Origin of the sequence: Pseudoalteromonas sp. S1650 (assembly GCF_005887195.1) — a bacterium.
Classification (GTDB): Bacteria; Pseudomonadota; Gammaproteobacteria; order Enterobacterales; family Alteromonadaceae; genus Pseudoalteromonas; species Pseudoalteromonas simplex.
Genome location: NZ_PNDF01000041.1, coordinates 1 through 17821, shown reverse-complemented (window position 1 = coordinate 17821; position 17821 = coordinate 1). Strand labels below are relative to the sequence as shown.

Sequence of the window (17821 nt, the reverse complement as noted above, 5' to 3'; positions counted from 1 at the left end):
ATATCATCGAAGTGCTGAATTAGAGACATAAAAAATCCGATATTATTTCTAATATCGGATTTTGAAGCTATGAAAAGATCAGTCAAGTGATCATAAAAATATTCTTAACTGATCAGCATTAAGCCTCTGCTGGTTTTTTTAATTGTAAATTTTGTATTTGCTATTTACCGTAAAAATACAACCCATAACCGAGTATCAGCGCTGGAATTGTTGAATACACCGTCGCGATTAAGGCCGCTTTTGGCGCTAATGCGATAGCTGGGAATAGGGCATCGCCGTCATTTGAAATTGCATTGGCTGCCATCGCACTAAATGGAATAATACCTTGAATATAGAGTGTCATCACGACGATTTGTGGCCCGCAGCCGGGTAATAAGCCAATAGCCACAGCCACCAGCGGTGCAAGATAAGCATACTCAGAGAACCACGCTGTTAAATCAACACCAACTAGGTTAACGAGAATTTCAAACAGCATAAAACTGGCAACAACCCAGGCCGTAACAAAGTGCGTGTCCATTAACACTTTCGTGAGTTTTGAAGGAGGTGTGCAAGGTGCTTCTTCACTGGTTACTTGCTTATAACTGCTGCCTTTAGAAGACAGTGCCCACACAACCACGGTGAATAGTGCCATGATTGAGCCAAATACAGTAATGCCCTCATTAATACCACTGCCAAATACACTTAAGTCGGTATTGGTGGCGATAACAAAAGCAACAATCAAGCTCGGTACTAAAGCTAATTTCCATACTGGTCGGCTAAACTTTAACGCTTTTGGTTGGCATTGTGGCTGCTCGTTGTATTCGCTAGCCTCACCAGGCTGAAATTTATCTGGGCTATGAAATGTATTAACTAATTGACCACTAATAACGCCTACAGCAACACCTATTAACATCATTAATAAGCCATCAAGCGGACGGGTTGCTAACAGTAAAAAGGCGGCATCACCCATGGTTGCGGTTAAGACAGCAACAACAGAGCCAAAGCTAGCCTGCTTTTTAGTAAATTGGGTTACCACAATAATGGCACCCCCACAGCCAGGTAAAGCACCTAAAATTGAGGCAAAACTCACCTCTAGAATGCCTGATTTAGCGCGTAGATAGCTCAGCTGTAACTGAGGAAGTTTATCAATAAGGTAGTAATAGATTAATAAGGTGGCTGCAACAAATACAGATACTTGAAAAAAAGCATCACTTAGCGCTTGTAGGGTGAATTCTCGGCTTGCAGGTACCGCCAAAGAAATTAGTAATAAAAGGGGTAAAAATAAGCGTTTATTGTCCGTAATGTAACACCTCGCTTTGTTAGGAATAAACCTCGTTTGTGTTAGTGAGAGCATACAGTGCAACCTTAAAATTAATCAGGTCACACTGTAGTACGATTTTAAATGAAAATCAATCTCATTTGTATCTATTTGCGTTGGAACTCAGAAGCGGCATTCCAGGTCGGCCATTCTTTTCGTTCTGAGATATCAAAACCTACTTGATAGAATAACTGAAGGTCCTGAACGGCACCTGATAAATCCCATTCATCTCGGTAACGGTCGCAAGGCTGATGATAACAACCACGAAGCACTAGGCTCATACGCTTACGGTAATTTGCCGTTTCTTCATCAAGGGCTTCACTACCACCACCGGCATACATTGCTGGTACACCCATGTTTGCAAATGCAAAGTGATCAGAGCGGTAGTAACCACCTGAAGACGGTTTAGGGTCGCCAGATACTGTACGGCCTTGCGCTTTTGCAGCTGTTTCTAGTAGGCTATCCATTTCAGATTTGCCAATACCAACAACACTGATGTCTTTTACTTTACCTAATAGGTTTAAGCTATCCATATTGATGTTTGCAACCGTTTGTGATGCTGGGATCACTGGATTTGCAGCATAATATTTCGAGCCAAGTAAACCTTGTTCTTCAGCAGTAACGGCTAAGAAAGTCATTGAACGGCTAGGGTGCTCAGGTAGGGTCGCGAATGCTTCAGCAACTTCGATTAAGCCAGCAGTACCCGTTGCATTATCGTGGGCGCCATTATAGATTTGGTCGCCTTTGCGGGTTTTATCAGTACCAAGGTGATCCCAGTGAGCTGAATAAATGATGTGCTCATCAGGCTTTTCGCTACCCGGTAAGGTCGCGATAAAGTTATACGAAATTGATTTTTTAATTGTGTTATTTACTTCAACACTTGCAGTTAGGTCGCCCATATCAACATGGTAAGCGCCTTTTGCCGCATTCGCTTTCATGGTATCGAAATCTAAGCCTGCTTTTGTGAAAAGCTCTTTAGCAACATCTGTTGTTACCCAGCCTTCAACAGCAACGCGATCCATGTTGTTATTTTCTTTTTGGAAACCAAATTGCTCACCGCTCCAAGAGTTTTCAACAACTGACCATGGGTAAGAAGCCGGTGCTGTTTCGTGGATGATAATCGCACCTGCTGCACCTTGACGGCTTGCTTCTTCATATTTGTATGTCCAACGACCGTAATAGGTCATGGCATCGCCCGTGAATAAATCAGGGTTTTTCGTCGCAAAACCAGGATCGTTTACCAGCATAACAACGGTTTTGCCTTTAACATCTAGGCCTTCGTAGTCGTTCCAGTTGTACTCTGGTGCATTAACACCGTAACCAACGAATACTAATTCAGAATCTTTAATGCTTTGCTTAGCACTAATACGGCTACTACCCATTACCATATCTTTTTTGTATTGGTAATCTTTGCCGCCAATAGTAAGTACCATGTCTGAATCAGCTTCTAATGAAACAAGCGGTACTTCTTGTAAGAAGCTATCACCGTTACCCGGCTCAAAACCCAATGCTTTAAATTGGTCGGTTAAATAGGCAAGCGTTAGCTCTTCACCTTTCGATGAGGGGGCACGGCCACCGAACTCATCAGAGGCAAGCACTTTAATGTGCTCTGCTAGTTGCTCTGAGTTAATGCTTTGATAGGCTTTTTCGACATCACTTGATGTGATACTTGTTGAAGCACAGCCCGCAAGAATAGCACTTGCAAGGACTGTCATTGGAAAATAGCGTTTCATAATAGCTCTTTTTTTGTTTTATGGTGGCGTTAGTATATGAGGTTCTATTAATGAGAACCAGTTTTTACGGTAAACTACCCACAATACATCAATAAGTTAAAAAATAAGCAATGAAACGATTTACTGCTCCCGAGCAATGGTCAACGAAATACCTTACAACGGGTGCCTTTAGTGACCTAGCCACGCTATTTAATATTGATAAACTCTCAGATTGGCCATCTTGCCAGTGGTTTAATCAATATCTAAATGCGAAAACTACACAGGGCAAAGCCATAACCTTTGTTGAAGATGAAAAGTTTGCCGATGAAACCCGTTATTATGAGCAAATCATATTTGAAACAGGGCAAGTACCAACAAGACAACAAAATTGGCATGACCTTTTTGGTGGCTTTATTTGGTGTTTATTCCCAAAAACCAAAGCGCTGATTAATCATCAGCACATTGAAGAAATTAAACTGCATGGTCTAAAAGAGCGTAGTAAACACCGAAACGCACTTACCTTATTTGATGAATGCGGCGTGGTGCTGGCAATTACTGAACAATGCTGGCAGCAGCAATTACGCGACCACCAATGGCAGCAAGCCTTTGTAGAGCAGCGTGAACAGTGGGGTAAAAGCATTAGACCATTTATGTTTGGCCATGCTAACTACGAAATGCTCACACAGCCTTATATTGGTTTAACGGGGAAAGCATTATTTGTAATTGTTCCTGATGACATATTTTGTAAAGATTTAACCGAGCAATATGCGTATCTAGATCAACGTCTTTATGAGATGATTAAGCATGATGATTGTTTGCGTGATAACAAAAATTTATCACCCTTACCCTTGTTAGGCGTACCGGGATGGTGGACTGACAATGAAAATCCAGAATTTTACAGTAACACTGATTACTTTAGACCGAAACGAAGGAAACGCACATGATTGAAGTGGCAGGGCTTAAAAAGAAGTTTAAGCTAACAAAAGATCATAAAAAAAATAAAACGGATAACGTAGACCCCCGTGAAGATAAAGAGTTTTTTCATTCTGTAAGAGACGTCAGCTTTCAATGTAACAAAGGTGAAGTACTCGGTTTACTCGGCCCAAATGGTGCCGGTAAAACAACCACCCTTAGAATGATTTCAACAGCCTTAAAACCAGATGAAGGCAGCATTACCATCTCTGGTCACGATATCGTTAAAAAGCCATTAGTTGGCCGCAAATCAATTGGATTTCTGTCAGGTAGTACTGGCTTATATGGGCGTTTAACAGTTAAAGAAAACGTTGAATACTTTGCCCGTTTACATGGCATGAGTAAAAAAGCGGTCGCCGCTCGTTGTGATGAGCTATTCACCTTACTTGATATGCACAGCTTTACTGATAAACGCGCCGAAAACCTTTCAACAGGTATGAAGCAAAAAGCCAATATTGCCCGTGCTGTTGTTCATCATCCTGATGTGGTTATTCTTGATGAGCCGACAACTGGTTTAGATATTATGACTACGCAAACCGTCATTAACTTTATTCGCGGCCTTAAAGAGCAGGGCACGCCAGTTATTTTCTCAACGCACCATTTAGATGAAGTTGCCTTACTTTGTGACCGTGTTGCGGTGATAAACCAAGGAATTAGTTGCTTTGATGGCACCTTAGATGGGTTTAAACAAGCAGGTCAAAGTGAAGAATTAAACCAAGCGTTTATGAATATTTTAACGGAGAGCCGTAATGTTTGAAGTATTTAAAAAGGAGTTAAAAGAGCTGTTACGTGACCGTAAAACATTGATATTTGTTGTTGCATTACCGGTTGCTATCTTTCCATTATTATTTGCTGTTATGGCATTTATTAGTTCACAAGCGGCGTTAGAGGCAGAACAAGAGGTGCATACTTACGCCATTATCAATGGTAACTATGCGCAAGAGTTTACAGATAAGGTGTTTTACCATAAAAGCTTTGCTTTATATAAAGGTGATGAAACCTTTAATACAGTAGAAGATCTCACTAAAGCGGTTAAAGCGGGCACCATTGACATGGGTATCTATTTACCGTCAGACGCTAAGCAAACGTTAGATGATGCAAAGCAAAGTGAATGGCAAGTTGTGTATAACGATGCAAAAGCAATCAACTTCCTATTTGACCGTGTAAAAGAACTAGCAAAAGAATATGGCGATAAACTGCGCACGACAAAGCTATTAAGTTTTGGTGTTTCAGAGCAGCAGCAAGCCGCTATTATCGAGCCTATTAAAGTGGTGAAGGTCGACACTGCAGATAAACGTGAAAATCTGGGTGAGAAAATTGGTGGGTTTATTCCTTATCTACTTATTCCTCTGGTATTGATGGGCGCAACGTATCCGGCGATTGATTTAGGTGCTGGTGAAAAAGAGCGCGGTACGCTCGAAACCCTTCTACTTACACCAATCACCCGTACACAGCTGGTGTTAGGTAAGTTTGTAACCTTACTTGCTTCTTCTATTGCAACAACCACCATTACCGTACTCAGTATGGGGGTGTGGATATCAGTGGCCATTGCATTTGTAGATTTAGCCGTTGTTAAAAACGCATTTAGCTCTTTAACTGTATTAGATTTAGGGCTGATTTTTGTGCTGTTATTACCTATAGCTGCAATATTCTCATCATTAGCGTTAGCCATTTCTATCTATGCGCGAACCTTTAAAGAAGCACAAAACTACATGGCACCACTTAGCATGGGTGTAATTTTTCCAATTATGGTTGCCTTAATGCCGAATGTTGAACTGACGAGCAAAACAGCATTTATTCCTGTGACAAATGTAGCTTTGGCAATTAAAGAAATCATTAAAGGCACAGTTGATTACACACTCGTGGGTTTAATTTTCTTAGCGACAGTCATTGTGGCAGGTGCATTACTTGCGTTTTGTGTTAAATGGTTCAATAAAGAAGATGTACTATTTAGATAGTAAATTACAATAAATTTAAGCCCCGAGTAGGGGCTTTTTACGTTTAGGTCTAGGCTGCATCTTGGTTTTTATCATAAGCAGTCTTTGGTGTAAGTTTGCTAATGTCTGCTGAGTTAATCACTTTTTTAGTTTCACTCCAGTGCAATAACTCTATACGCCCAGAGCTGTTCTCTACTAATGCAGTGCAGTTTTCAATCCAGTCGCCATCATTGCAATATAAAATTCCATCAACCACTTTAACGGCTGGGTGATGAATGTGCCCACAAATGATGCCATCGACGGCTTGTTTTTTTGCTTCGTGGATGGCCGCTTTTTCAAATGCATCAATAGCTTCACGTGCTTTATGCACGCGTGCTTTGATCCAAGAGGCCAATGACCAATAATTACCGCCAAATAAACGGCGAATACGATTAGTCCAGCGATTTAAAAATAATAAAAAATCATATCCTGCATCGCCTGCAATACTGATTAATTTGTTGTAGCGCGTTGCTGAGTCAAAATCGTCGCCATGTAACAGTAAAAAACGTTTGTTGGCTTTAGTGGTATGAATATATTGCTTGTGTACTTCGATACCGAATAATGAATCATTAGCATAATGGCGAAAGGTTTCGTCATGGTTTCCTGGTATATAGATCACTCGTGTGCCATCTTTCGCTTTTTGTTGAATAAGCGCAAGTACATCATAATGACTAGGATGCCAAAAAAACTGTCGTTTCATTGACCATAAATCGACAATATCACCGACCAAATACAGAACATCGCATTCAATGGCATTTAAAAAGTCTAGTAAGTACTGCGCTTGGCAGTCTTTATAACCTAAGTGAACGTCGGAAATCCAAACGGCAGGATAGTGGGTTTTACTACTGCAAGTGGTGTTATTCATGGCATTTACTCATGGTGTAATAAAGTAAATGCTAGGCAGAATCAATGACAGTTAGAAGACGCTTTAGCGAAACATCTATGACAATTAATAAAACAAAAAAACCGCCGAAGCGGTTTTTTAAATTTTGTAGAGCTGAGTTAATTAGCCTTTAACAAGTGCGGCAATTTCAGAAGCGGCACTATCTAAATCAAGCATTAGCTTTTCGCCAGTACGACGGTTTTTAAGCTCAACCTTGTTTTCATCAAGGTTACGCTCACCAATTACTAATGTGAAAGGCACACCTAGTAATTCCATATCGTTAAACATAACACCTGGGCGCTCTTTACGGTCATCAAACAACACATCTAAACCGGCATCTTTCAAGCCTTTGTAAAGGTTATCAGCAATATCAGGAATACGATGAGACTTGTGCATGTTCATTGGCACAATCGCTAAATCAAATGGTGCGATAGGTTGCGGCCATTTAATACCGTATTGGTCATTGTTTTGCTCAATAGCGGCAGCTACGATACGTGATACACCAATACCGTAACAACCCATTGTCATTACTTGGTTTTTACCTGTTTCACTTAATACGCCAGCTTTCATTGCTTCTGAGTATTTAGTACCAAGTTGGAAAATATGACCTACTTCAATGCCACGTTTGATTTGCAGTGAACCTTGACCACATGGGCTTGGGTCGCCTTCAACGATATTACGGATATCAGCCACTTCGTAGTTTTCTACATCGCGATCCCAGTTGATACCGCTGAAATGTTCACCATCTTTATTAGCACCTGCTACAAAGTCAGCCAAAACGTTAGCTGTGCGATCAACAATAATTGGCATTGATAGACCAACAGGGCCTAATGAACCTGGTTTTGCGCCAATAGCAGCAACGATGTCTTCTTCTTTCGCCATTTCTAGCGGTGAGTCTACAAGTGGATGCTTCTCAGCTTTTAACTCGTTTAATTCATGGTCGCCACGTAATACAAGAGCAACTAAACCACGTTGTTCGTTTTCATCTGGTGCGCCATACACGATTAATGTTTTCACGCCGCGATGAGGTTTAACACCATAGTGCTCTTTAAGCTCAGCAATTGATTTTGCATCAGGCGTTGGGAACGCTTTTAACTCTTTACTTGCTGCTGGGCGCTCTTCAGTCGGTGCCAGTGCTTCTGCTTTTTCGATATTTGCAGCGTAATCACTTGCATCACTAAATGCGATTGCATCTTCGCCTGATTCGGCAAGTACATGAAACTCGTGTGAAACGCTACCACCAATTGAACCTGTATCAGCGATAACAGGGCGGTAATCAAGACCAAGGCGCTCGAAGATGTTGCAGTATGCTTTGTGCATTACTTGGTATGTTTTCTCTAAACACTCATCACTTAAGTGAAAAGAGTACGCATCTTTCATGGTAAATTCACGGGCACGCATTACACCAAAACGAGGGCGAACTTCGTCACGAACTTTTGTTTGTACTTGGTAAAGAGTAAGCGGTAATTGCTTATAAGAGCTCACTTCTTTACGGACAAAATCTGTGATCACTTCTTCGTGTGTTGGGCCAAGTGCAAATGGGCGGTTGTGACGGTCATTAATACGAAGTAATTCAGGGCCGAATTGCTCCCAACGACCAGACTCTTCCCAAAGATCAGCTGGTTGGATAATAGGCATTAACATTTCGATAGCGCCTGCTTTATCCATTTCTTCACGTACGATGTTTTCTACTTTTTTAAGTACGCGTAGACCAGAGGGCAACCATGTATACAAACCCGACGCAACGCGGCGGATCATGCCTGCTCGTAGCATTAATTGATGAGAAACAATTTCTGCATCAGACGGAGTTTCTTTAAGTGTTGCGAGTATATATTGACTGGTACGCATCTCTATTCCAAGTAGTGTTAAAATTATTATCGTTTACTCAAGACGTTTGAGTAATAACAAGGCGCTAAGTTTACCAGTGGAAGCACTGACACTAAAGCGCTATATGTTAAAAACTAGCATTTTTCAATGCAGGTCACTGTATTATGATTGTCCTGAACATGCCACCTAATATTAAAATCATATAAGGTCATGCCGTAGCTTTGTTCTGAGTCACGTTGCTTTTTATAAGCTGGGCGAGGATCTTGCTTTAATACATTGCTTATAAACGCTTTTAATTCAGGTTGTTCGGTCTGTTTTTCGATAAACGCAAGGGCTTCTTCGCTAAACTCAACGCTCATATCGGTTTCTGGTCGGGTATCGGCAAAGCCTGCGGTGGCATCGGTCATTGCGTCTGAGTAGGGCAAATATGGCTTAATGTCTAAAATAGGTGTGCCATCGAGTAAATCGATTCCTGAAAGCAATAAGCTTAACTGACCATTTTTATACTCGATACCCTCTAATTTTACGGCACTCATGCCAATTGCATTTGGGCGAAAGGTTGCACGTGTTGCAAATACACCTTTACGTTCATTACCGCCTAGGCGAGGGGGTCTCACCATTGCTGAATAGCCTTTATCTGCGGTTTCATGAAATCTGAATAGTAACCAAATATGGCTAAATTCATCGAGGCCGCGTACAAACTCTTCACGATTAAAATCGCTGCTAAATACCAGCTTTGCTTTAGCTTCAGGAACTAAACGAGGTTGGCGAGGTATGGCAAACTTTTGTTTATAAGGAGATTGAATATGGCCGACGGCAGTTAATTGGTATTCGCTCATTGTGCATTGTCGTTAAGAAAATCTGCCGACATTTTACATGCATTACATGCAAACACAAAAAAGGCAGTCGAGACTGCCTTTTAATATTTAGACTACGCAGTCTAAATTAAAACATGTATTGGAATGATACAGACGCAACGTCCATATCTGGGTCAATATCATCTTCTAATTTATAGCGCTCATACTCTAAACGTACTTGCATGTTTGTTGTGAAAGCATATTCTACACCTGCACCATAAAATACATCACCGCCATCAGAGTCAGCACTGATGCTGCCAAGCTCGCCTAGATCTTGCTCAATTTCAGCATCCCACTCTAGCCAACCACCTTTGGCATAAACAGAAAAGCTATCTGTAATTGGGGCTGCTAAGCGTGCTGCTAGTGAAACACCGTCAATTTCTGCTTTAGAATCGATATCGCTTACTTCATCAAAATTTTGATAGGCAAGTTCAAGGCTTAAGTACTTGTTAAACTGAGTACCAATATAGCCTTTCAACATTTGTGAATCGTCATCGAAGTCAGTGTCATTTTCACTGTCTTCAAACTCAAAAGAATATTGGCCGTAGCCGATACCGGTATAAATACGCGGAGAATCCATTTCGGTAATATCTGCATGTGCAGTATTATTAAAACCTAGTAGTGCTAAAGAAAGTGCAGAAAGTGAAATTGCTTTAATCATTTAATAGCTCCTTTATAAAATAAATAAACGAATGTTTCGCGTCATTCACAAGGAGTATTGCAATGGCAATGCCAAGCTGAAAATAAAGCCTAAAGTATTGTTTTTAGGCTTCATTAAGTGGTTTTTTAAACAGTTTGTTGAAACTGTAATCAGGCATTCAGTTTGGCAGTCGTAACAATTTCAGGGTGCTCTGTAGAAGTTACTAGGTGCAGTTTTTAAATCGGTTTAGTTTTATGCTTTTTGTAATAGGGTTTCAGTTTCTATCGCGATCTCTTTCATTTTTATCGCATAGTTTTCGATTTTCTTTTCTTCGTCTATTACGGCTGTATATGAAGGTACTTCAATTGGGTAGCCTGCTTCATCCATTGCAATAAAACTTATAACACAATGATTGGTTTCAACTAGATTTTGTGTTTTAGGGTCGCCGCAGCGTACTTGAATAAAGATTTGCATGCTGGTTTTACCTGTGTGGGCAATACTGGCTTTCACTTCGACTATTTGGCCAACCAAAATAGGGCGCTGAAACTTTACACCCGCGACTGAGACAGTTACGCAGTAATGACCGCTCCAACCTGCAGCACAGGCGTAACCAGCTTGGTCAATCCACTTCATTACCACACCACCATGAACTTTACCGCCAAAATTGACATCGGTAGGCTCAGCTAAAAAACGAAAGGTTACACTTGAAGACGGCATACTTTACTCACTTTTATAAAACACGACACTTTCAGCATAGCCTAAAAAAGGGGCCGAAGCCCCTGCAATTTAGGATAAATTTTAATTAAATGAGTAACGTGCGTTACATATTAGGGTAGTTTGGCCCGCCTGCTCCTTCAGGTGTTACCCAAGTAATGTTTTGACTTGGGTCTTTAATGTCGCAGGTTTTACAGTGCACACAGTTTTGTGAGTTGATCACAAACTCTTTCTCACCTTCAACTTCTTGTACTTCGTAAACCCCCGCAGGGCAATATCGTTGTGCTGGCTCATCGAATTGCGGTAAATTGACCTTAATTGGAATCGAGTTATCTTTAAGCTTTAAATGGCATGGCTGCGATTCTTCATGATTGGTATTTGATAAAAATACCGATGAAAGTTTATCGAAGCTAAGTTTGCCATCTGCTTTTGGGTAGTCAATTTTTTCAGCCTGATCAGCTGCAACCAACGTTGCATGATCTGGCATGTTATCTTCAAAGTTAAACGGTAAGCTACCACCAAATAAGTTTTGATCTAGGGTGTTATAAGCACCACCTAAGAACTTACCGAGTTTGTGCATAACAGGGCCAAAGTTACGTGATTGATAAAGCTCTTTGTACGCCCAGCTTTGTTCAAAAGCTGATTTGTATTCTACTAAATCGGCATTTTCTTTACCGTCGCTAAGAGCTGCTACTATCACATCAGCGGCAACCATGCCTGATTTCATCGCTGTATGATTACCTTTGATCTTGGCAAAGTTCAATGTGCCCGCATCACAACCTACAAGTAAACCACCCGGGAAGTGCATTTTCGGTAACGAACGCAGGCCACCTTTGGCAATAGCTCTTGCGCCATAGGCTATGCGTTCACCGCCTTCTAAAACATCTTTAAAAACAGGGTGATGCTTCATGCGTTGGAATTCATCAAACGGGCTTAAATGTGGGTTTGAATAGTTAAGGTCAACAATTAAGCCAACCACAACCTGATTGTTGTCGCTGTGATACATAAATGCACCACCACTGGTATCACCGGTTAACGGCCAGCCTGTGCCATGTACTACAGTGCCTTCTTTGTGTTTACTCGGGTCGATTTGCCAAATTTCTTTGAAACCTAAACCGTAATGCTGTGGTGATGCATCTTTATCAAGAGCAAAGTGTTTGATTAGCTCTTTACCTAAATGACCGCGGCAGCCTTCAGCAAATACTGTGTATTTAGCTCTAAGCTCCATACCAGGCATGTAGCCATCTTTTTCGTTGCCGTCTTTATCAAGGCCCATATCGCCAGTGATAATGCCTTTCACTGTTTCGTCTTCAATAATCAAAGAATGCGCACTAAAGCCAGGGAATATTTCTACCCCTAGGTTTTCCGCTTGCTCTGCTAAAAAGCGACATACATTACCCATAGAGACAATGTAATTGCCTTCGTTATGGAATGTTTTAGGGCTAGCAAAGTGGGGGATGCTGGTGGCTTTTTCACTGTTATTGAACCAGTAAATATCATCTTGCGTTACTTTAGTGGTAACTGGTGCGCCTAATGACTGCCAATCAGGTAATAATTCATCCAGCGCTTTAGTTTCGAAAACCGCACCCGATAAAATGTGTGCGCCCACCTCAGAGCCTTTTTCTACCACACAGATCATTAATTCTTGTTGTTTTTCTTGTGCTTGTTGAGCCAATCTAATCGCAGTTGATAAACCTGCTGGGCCTGCGCCTACGATGACTACATCAAATTCCATGGTTTCGCGTTCGACCATATAAACCTCTTCTCGGTGACGGACCTGCTGTAAAGAACCTTATTTCATACTTGCAAATGAAACGTTACAGGCTGTGAATACTTTAAGGTTATTTTAGGTTGACGTTTACGTCAACAGGAAGTAGTCTGAATTCATAAAATAAATAAGTTGACGCCAAGGTCAACTTTGAGAACACACAATTGATGGAGTCACGATGAAAGTCCTCGTTCCAATTAAAAGAGTAATTGACTACAACGTCAAAGCACGCGTTAAAGCCGATAAAACGGATGTTGATCTAGCTAATGTAAAAATGGCGATGAACCCGTTTTGTGAAATTGCAATTGAAGAAGCTATTCGTTTAAAAGAAGCAGGGACTGCCACTGAGGTTGTTGCTGTGACTATTGGTAATAAATCATCTCAAGAGCAATTACGTACGGCATTAGCACTCGGTGCTGATAAAGCCATTCATATTGAAACAGAAGAAAAGCTTGAGTCTTTACATGTTGCTAAATTACTGAGCAAGATTGTAGAGCAAGAATCACCTGAGCTGGTTATTTTAGGTAAGCAATCGATTGACTCTGACAACAATCAAACCGGTCAAATGCTTGCTGCTTTAACGGGTCGTGGCCAAGGCACCTTTGCATCTAAAGTCGATATTCAAGCGGGTACCGTTAATGTAACACGTGAAGTAGACGGTGGCTTGCAAACAGTTGCTCTTAAACTTCCTGCTATCGTAACCACAGACTTACGTTTAAATGAACCACGCTATGCTTCATTGCCAAACATTATGAAGGCAAAACGCAAGCCTCTTGATGTAATTGCTGCTGACAGCCTAGGTGTAGACCTTGCGCCTCGCGTACAGCTGGTAGAAGTAAATGAGCCAGAAAAACGCAGTGGCGGCATCATCGTAGAAGATGTAGCAACATTGGTAGAAAAGTTAAAAACAGAAGCGAAGGTGATCTAAATGAAAACATTAGTGATAGCCGAACACGATAAAGGTGTTCTAAAGCCTGAAACCAATAAAACGATTACTGCTGCTGTTAAACTAGGCTTTGATGTAGATTTACTACTTGCAGGCGAAAACTTATCAGCAATGAGTGAACAAGCAGCATCAATTGCAGGTGTTAGTAACGTACTTATTGCCGATGATGCAGCTTATGCTAATCAACTTGCAGAAAACCTAGCTGATCTAGTTTTATCTTTAGCTAATAACTATTCACACATTGTCGCAAGCGCAACAACAACGGGTAAAAACTTTATGCCACGTGTTGCTGCACTTTTAGATGTTGCGCAAATCTCTGAAATCATCGACGTTATTGATGCAGATACTTTTAAGCGTCCTATTTATGCAGGTAATGCAATTGCGACAGTTAAATCACTAGATAGCAAAAAAGTGATTACTGTTCGTGCAAGTAGCTTTGATATTGCACAAGAGCAAGCGCCAGTAGCTGTAACGAGTGTTACTGGTAAAGGTTCTGTTGGTCTGAGTGAGTTTGTATCAGAACAACAAACTGAATCAGAACGTCCTGAGCTTACTGCAGCACCTGTGGTTATTTCAGGTGGTCGTGGTATGCAAAATGGTGAAAACTTTGCGTTATTAAATGGTATTGCCGATAAACTAGGTGCAGCGATTGGTGCTTCACGTGCTGCTGTTGATGCGGGCTTTGTACCAAACGATATGCAAGTCGGTCAAACAGGTAAAATTGTTGCCCCAGATTTATATATTGCTGTGGGTATTAGTGGTGCGATTCAACACTTAGCGGGTATGAAAGACTCAAAAGTGATTGTTGCCATCAACAAAGACCCTGATGCGCCAATTTTCCAAGTTGCTGACTATGGCTTAGTTGCTGATTTATTTGATGTGTTACCAGAGCTTGAAAGCGCTCTGTAATTCATAACGATTCTGGTTGTTAAAAGCTGTTCACCTTTTTAGGTGCGCAGCTTTTTTTATATTTACGAAGCTATTTTACTGGAAGGTAGCCAATATCGAGCATTTTTTGATGTATCTTTTTTGACTTTATAAATACAGCTAATTTGTCACCTATTTTCTTTGAACGCGGTGATTGTGTATTAACTATCAATACCAATGGGCGAACAAAAGCGTATTCTCCACTTTGAATTGTTTCGATAGATGGGCTAACGCCATCAATTGCTAATAAACTCACTTTGTTTATTCTTCTATCGTTTTCAAGCTTGGTTATTGCTCCATATGAATCATAAGCAATAGCATTTTGTATTCGTTGCACAATTCCCAGCGCTTGATTAAATTGATCGTATAATTCAACTTTTTGTTCAGAAAATAGGCCTCTATTTCCAGCATTTTTTAGGCGAATAAAATTACTGTCTGGTTCTTTGATGTAATCAAGCTGTAAATACTCTAAAAACACATCAAAACTGCCGTGCGTTGTGCCTTTGCTGAAAAGCAAAATCTCATCATTTTTACTACTAAGTTTCGGAGTATGCGGAGAAACATCTGACCACTTAGTGAGCTTACCCTGATATATAGCACTGAGTGTACTAGTTGATAACTCATCGATATTGAGGTTTTTATTTACAAAAAAAGTGATCGCATCTTGTGCTAAAACAATTTGCCGTAAAAATGGCCATCTTTGTTGTTCATCTTTGGTGAGGTATCGGGAGCTTGTGCCAATATCGATGACATTATCTGTAATTGCGATAATTCCTTTATCGCTACCCATAGGTCTTATTTGTATGCTATTACCAAATTCTTGACTTAATTCGCTCTTAAGATCTATTAATAATGCAGAAACAGAAGTTGAACCAGCAATAAAAATAGGCTTTGCGTTTAAGTCTTCTTCTAGTGCCGTGACTTTGCATGCGATTAATGATGAGGTTACTAGTAAAATGGTCTGAATAGCGCGAAAGTGCATAATAAAATGAGCTCTTAATTATTAGACTACTTTCAATATAGGCTATTTATATATGTTTGCTAAATCTCTACCAGATTTTTTATATATTATAGTGTGTTAGCATTAAAAAAGCCGCTCGAAAGCGGCTTTTAAATTGTATAGCGTTGCTTATTAGTAAGTCGCGCTACCTTTTGTACGTGGGAAAGCGATAACGTCACGTACGTTACCCATACCGGTTACATATGCAACTAGACGCTCAAAACCTAGACCAAAACCTGAGTGCGGTACAGTGCCGTATTTACGTAGGTCGCGGTACCAGCTGTAATCTTCTTTGTTTAAGCCCATTTCTTCTAGACGCTTATCTAATACATCTAGACGCTCTTCACGTTGAGAACCACCGATGATTTCACCAATACCTGGTGCAACTACGTCCATTGCAGCGACTGTTTTACCGTCTTCGTTTTGACGCATGTAGAAGGCTTTAATATCACGCGGGTAGTTTTTAATAACTACTGGCGCATTAAAGTGCTCTTCAGCAAGGTAACGTTCGTGCTCAGATTGTAAATCTACACCCCATTCAACAGGGTATTCGAATTTCTTGCCACACGCTTTTAAGATTTCGATAGCATCTGTGTAATCAACTTGTGCGAAATCTTTAGTTACGAACTCTTCTAAGCGTGAGATAGCTGTTTTCTCAACACGTTGTGCAAAGAATTCCATATCGTCACGACGCTCAGTTAATACTGCATTGAAAACATATTTCAGCATGTCTTCAGCAAGTTTAGCGATATCTTCTAAATCTGCGAATGCAACTTCAGGTTCAACCATCCAAAACTCTGCTAAGTGACGAGATGTGTTTGAGTTTTCAGCACGGAAAGTCGGGCCAAAAGTATAGATTTTTGACATTGCAGATGCGTATGTCTCACCATTTAACTGACCAGATACTGTTAAGAATGCTTCTTTACCAAAGAAATCTTCACTGTAATCGATGTCGCCTTTATCTGTGCGTGGCAAGTTTTGCATATCTAAAGTAGATACACGGAACATTTCACCGGCGCCTTCACAGTCACTAGCAGTGATGATAGGTGTACTGATCCAGTAGTAGCCTTGCTCGTGATAAAAACGGTGAATCGCTTGTGCTAAACAGTTACGTACACGGGTTACCGCACCCATGATGTTAGTACGAGGGCGAAGGTGTGCGTGCTCACGTAAATATTCAATGCTGTGACGTTTAGCAGACATAGGGTAGGTGTCTGGGTTCTCAACCCAACCTAATACTTCTACAGAGTTAGCTTGAATTTCGAAAGACTGACCTTGACCTGCAGATGGCACTAGAACACCCGTTACAGATACAGAACAACCTGCTGTTAAACGTGTTACTTCATCATAATTATTGAGTGAATTAGGTACTACCGCTTGAATAGGATCAAAACACGAACCGTCATGAACGGCTAAAAATGAAATTCCTGCTTTTGAATCGCGGCGTGTACGGATCCAGCCTTTTACTGTTACTTGGCTGTCTACCGCAACCTTGCCTTCTAATAGCTCTGAAATCGCTAAATGGCTCATCTTCACTCCAATGATATAAGTTGCCTAATATGATAATGCTGTGCATTGCACTTGAATCGACTATCTTACCCTCGTAAATCAAATAAAAAAACTATTCAGGCATACTCTTTAGTAGTTTTTCTTCAATTGAGTAAAATAGCAGCAATATTTTGCGTAAAATTTGCGTTTATTTAAATTCTCGCTGCGCTAATCGGTTATTTTGTGGCATTATTAACAATTCTCAATAGGATAATGGTCCTTTAATCTTTAATTAATTTGTAAATCAGGTGCTATGAAACAAGTTTTTATTCTTCGCGGCTTACCCGGCTCGGGTAAATCATATTATGCGCAAAGCCTAGCTGATGAGCTGGTGGCTGGTAATGAAAGTGATTATGTAGTGTGCGCAACAGATGATTATTTTTACAATAGCGAAGGTGAGTATCAATTTGATAAGTACAAGCTGCCTGAATATCACAACTTAAACTTAGCGCGTTTTATTAATGCGCTAGCTGAAGAAATCCCGTTAGTGATTGTTGATAACACCAATATCAAAAAATGGGAATTCATTGCCTATGCACAAGCCGCCACTGCACTGGGTTATCAAGTAAAAGAAGTGATCGTAGGTGAAATTAAAGATAAATCATTACAGCACCTTTATGCCAAGCGCTGTGAACATAAAGTGCCACTTCGCATGATAAGCAAAATGGCTTATATGTTTGAATGGTAAAGTTTAAAGGAAAAGGAAGCATTCGCTTCCTTTTTTAATGTCTAGAGGGCGTGTTGACCTTTGTGG

16 protein-coding genes are annotated in these 17821 nt (G+C 40.6%); 6 read left to right on the top strand and 10 right to left on the bottom strand.

Going from position 1 to position 17821, the window contains the following annotated elements; translation table 11 throughout:
• Positions 1-160 precede the first annotated feature (160 nt).
• Positions 161-1333, bottom strand: a complete 1173-nt coding sequence (locus CWB80_RS13330; RefSeq protein WP_138599550.1) for a putative manganese transporter — start codon at positions 1331-1333, stop codon at positions 161-163.
• 71 nt (positions 1334-1404) lie between these two features.
• Positions 1405-3030, bottom strand: a complete 1626-nt coding sequence (locus CWB80_RS13325) for a M28 family metallopeptidase (protein ID WP_138599551.1) — start codon at positions 3028-3030, stop codon at positions 1405-1407.
• 110 nt (positions 3031-3140) lie between these two features.
• On the opposite strand from CWB80_RS13325, the gene CWB80_RS13320 reads away from it, so the two are divergent.
• From CWB80_RS13320 to CWB80_RS13310, 3 genes are read left to right on the top strand one after another with little or no spacing between them, the layout of a single operon-like run.
• Entirely contained in the window at positions 3141-3953 is an 813-nt protein-coding gene (locus tag CWB80_RS13320) for a DUF3025 domain-containing protein (RefSeq protein ID WP_138599552.1), read from the top strand.
• The gene (locus tag CWB80_RS13315) at positions 3950-4738 is read left to right on the top strand and encodes an ABC transporter ATP-binding protein (protein ID WP_138599553.1); all 789 of its coding nucleotides are present in this window, start codon (positions 3950-3952) and stop codon (positions 4736-4738) included. Before CWB80_RS13320 ends, CWB80_RS13315 begins: the two co-directional genes overlap by 4 nt.
• The gene (locus CWB80_RS13310) at positions 4731-5939 is read left to right on the top strand and encodes an ABC transporter permease subunit (protein WP_138599554.1); all 1209 of its coding nucleotides are present in this window, start codon (positions 4731-4733) and stop codon (positions 5937-5939) included. Before CWB80_RS13315 ends, CWB80_RS13310 begins: the two co-directional genes overlap by 8 nt.
• A gap of 49 nt (positions 5940-5988) precedes the next feature.
• Here CWB80_RS13310 and CWB80_RS13305 read toward each other — a convergent pair whose 3' ends face one another.
• The 6 genes from CWB80_RS13305 to CWB80_RS13280 form a co-directional block, all read right to left on the bottom strand.
• The gene (locus CWB80_RS13305; RefSeq protein ID WP_138599555.1) at positions 5989-6822 is read right to left on the bottom strand and encodes a UDP-2,3-diacylglucosamine diphosphatase; all 834 of its coding nucleotides are present in this window, start codon (positions 6820-6822) and stop codon (positions 5989-5991) included.
• A gap of 141 nt (positions 6823-6963) precedes the next feature.
• Positions 6964-8688 (bottom strand): proline--tRNA ligase, encoded by a 1725-nt coding sequence (locus CWB80_RS13300; protein ID WP_138599556.1) that lies wholly within the window; start codon positions 8686-8688, stop codon positions 6964-6966.
• A 113-nt stretch (positions 8689-8801) separates the two neighbouring features.
• The gene (gene tsaA, locus CWB80_RS13295) at positions 8802-9506 is read right to left on the bottom strand and encodes a tRNA (N6-threonylcarbamoyladenosine(37)-N6)-methyltransferase TrmO (RefSeq protein ID WP_138599557.1); all 705 of its coding nucleotides are present in this window, start codon (positions 9504-9506) and stop codon (positions 8802-8804) included.
• A gap of 106 nt (positions 9507-9612) precedes the next feature.
• Positions 9613-10185, bottom strand: a complete 573-nt coding sequence (locus CWB80_RS13290) for an outer membrane beta-barrel protein (RefSeq protein WP_138599558.1) — start codon at positions 10183-10185, stop codon at positions 9613-9615.
• A gap of 231 nt (positions 10186-10416) precedes the next feature.
• Positions 10417-10881 (bottom strand): acyl-CoA thioesterase, encoded by a 465-nt coding sequence (locus CWB80_RS13285; RefSeq protein WP_138599559.1) that lies wholly within the window; start codon positions 10879-10881, stop codon positions 10417-10419.
• A gap of 103 nt (positions 10882-10984) precedes the next feature.
• Positions 10985-12631, bottom strand: a complete 1647-nt coding sequence (locus CWB80_RS13280) for an electron transfer flavoprotein-ubiquinone oxidoreductase (protein WP_138599560.1) — start codon at positions 12629-12631, stop codon at positions 10985-10987.
• A 193-nt stretch (positions 12632-12824) separates the two neighbouring features.
• Between CWB80_RS13280 and CWB80_RS13275 the strand changes: the two genes are divergently transcribed.
• On the top strand, positions 12825-13574 hold the full coding sequence (locus CWB80_RS13275) for an electron transfer flavoprotein subunit beta/FixA family protein (RefSeq protein WP_054553909.1): 750 nt from the start codon (positions 12825-12827) through the stop codon (positions 13572-13574).
• A complete protein-coding gene (locus tag CWB80_RS13270; protein WP_138599561.1) occupies positions 13575-14501 on the top strand; it encodes an electron transfer flavoprotein subunit alpha/FixB family protein in 927 nt (308 codons plus the stop codon).
• A gap of 70 nt (positions 14502-14571) precedes the next feature.
• On the opposite strand, the gene CWB80_RS13265 is transcribed toward CWB80_RS13270, so the two are convergent.
• Positions 14572-15501 carry a PstS family phosphate ABC transporter substrate-binding protein gene (locus CWB80_RS13265; RefSeq protein ID WP_138599562.1) on the bottom strand — a complete coding sequence of 310 codons (930 nt, stop codon included), beginning with the start codon at positions 15499-15501 and terminating at the stop codon, positions 14572-14574.
• A gap of 150 nt (positions 15502-15651) precedes the next feature.
• Positions 15652-17049, bottom strand: coding sequence for an asparagine--tRNA ligase (gene asnS, locus CWB80_RS13260; protein WP_138599563.1), 1398 nt, complete (start codon positions 17047-17049; stop codon positions 15652-15654).
• Positions 17050-17320: 271 nt separating this feature from the next.
• On the opposite strand from asnS, the gene CWB80_RS13255 reads away from it, so the two are divergent.
• Complete coding sequence (locus CWB80_RS13255; protein ID WP_054553905.1) at positions 17321-17755, top strand: ATP-binding protein; 435 nt, start codon at positions 17321-17323, stop codon at positions 17753-17755.
• Positions 17756-17821: the final 66 nt, after the last annotated feature.

Bases quoted from the DNA above. Each gene is read 5' to 3' on its own strand.
- CWB80_RS13280 (WP_138599560.1), bottom strand. From the start codon at position 12,631: ATGGTCGAACGCGAAACCATGGAATTTGATGTAGTCATCGTAGGCGCA.
- CWB80_RS13265 (WP_138599562.1), bottom strand. From the start codon at position 15,501: ATGCACTTTCGCGCTATTCAGACCATTTTACTAGTAACCTCATCATTA.
- asnS (WP_138599563.1), bottom strand. From the start codon at position 17,049: ATGAGCCATTTAGCGATTTCAGAGCTATTAGAAGGCAAGGTTGCGGTA.
- CWB80_RS13285 (WP_138599559.1), bottom strand. From the start codon at position 10,881: ATGCCGTCTTCAAGTGTAACCTTTCGTTTTTTAGCTGAGCCTACCGAT.
- CWB80_RS13305 (WP_138599555.1), bottom strand. From the start codon at position 6,822: ATGAATAACACCACTTGCAGTAGTAAAACCCACTATCCTGCCGTTTGG.
- CWB80_RS13310 (WP_138599554.1), top strand. From the start codon at position 4,731: ATGTTTGAAGTATTTAAAAAGGAGTTAAAAGAGCTGTTACGTGACCGT.
- CWB80_RS13275 (WP_054553909.1), top strand. From the start codon at position 12,825: ATGAAAGTCCTCGTTCCAATTAAAAGAGTAATTGACTACAACGTCAAA.
- CWB80_RS13325 (WP_138599551.1), bottom strand. From the start codon at position 3,030: ATGAAACGCTATTTTCCAATGACAGTCCTTGCAAGTGCTATTCTTGCG.
- CWB80_RS13320 (WP_138599552.1), top strand. From the start codon at position 3,141: ATGAAACGATTTACTGCTCCCGAGCAATGGTCAACGAAATACCTTACA.
- CWB80_RS13255 (WP_054553905.1), top strand. From the start codon at position 17,321: ATGAAACAAGTTTTTATTCTTCGCGGCTTACCCGGCTCGGGTAAATCA.
- CWB80_RS13300 (WP_138599556.1), bottom strand. From the start codon at position 8,688: ATGCGTACCAGTCAATATATACTCGCAACACTTAAAGAAACTCCGTCT.
- CWB80_RS13330 (WP_138599550.1), bottom strand. From the start codon at position 1,333: ATGCTCTCACTAACACAAACGAGGTTTATTCCTAACAAAGCGAGGTGT.
- CWB80_RS13315 (WP_138599553.1), top strand. From the start codon at position 3,950: ATGATTGAAGTGGCAGGGCTTAAAAAGAAGTTTAAGCTAACAAAAGAT.
- CWB80_RS13290 (WP_138599558.1), bottom strand. From the start codon at position 10,185: ATGATTAAAGCAATTTCACTTTCTGCACTTTCTTTAGCACTACTAGGT.
- CWB80_RS13270 (WP_138599561.1), top strand. From the start codon at position 13,575: ATGAAAACATTAGTGATAGCCGAACACGATAAAGGTGTTCTAAAGCCT.
- tsaA (WP_138599557.1), bottom strand. From the start codon at position 9,506: ATGAGCGAATACCAATTAACTGCCGTCGGCCATATTCAATCTCCTTAT.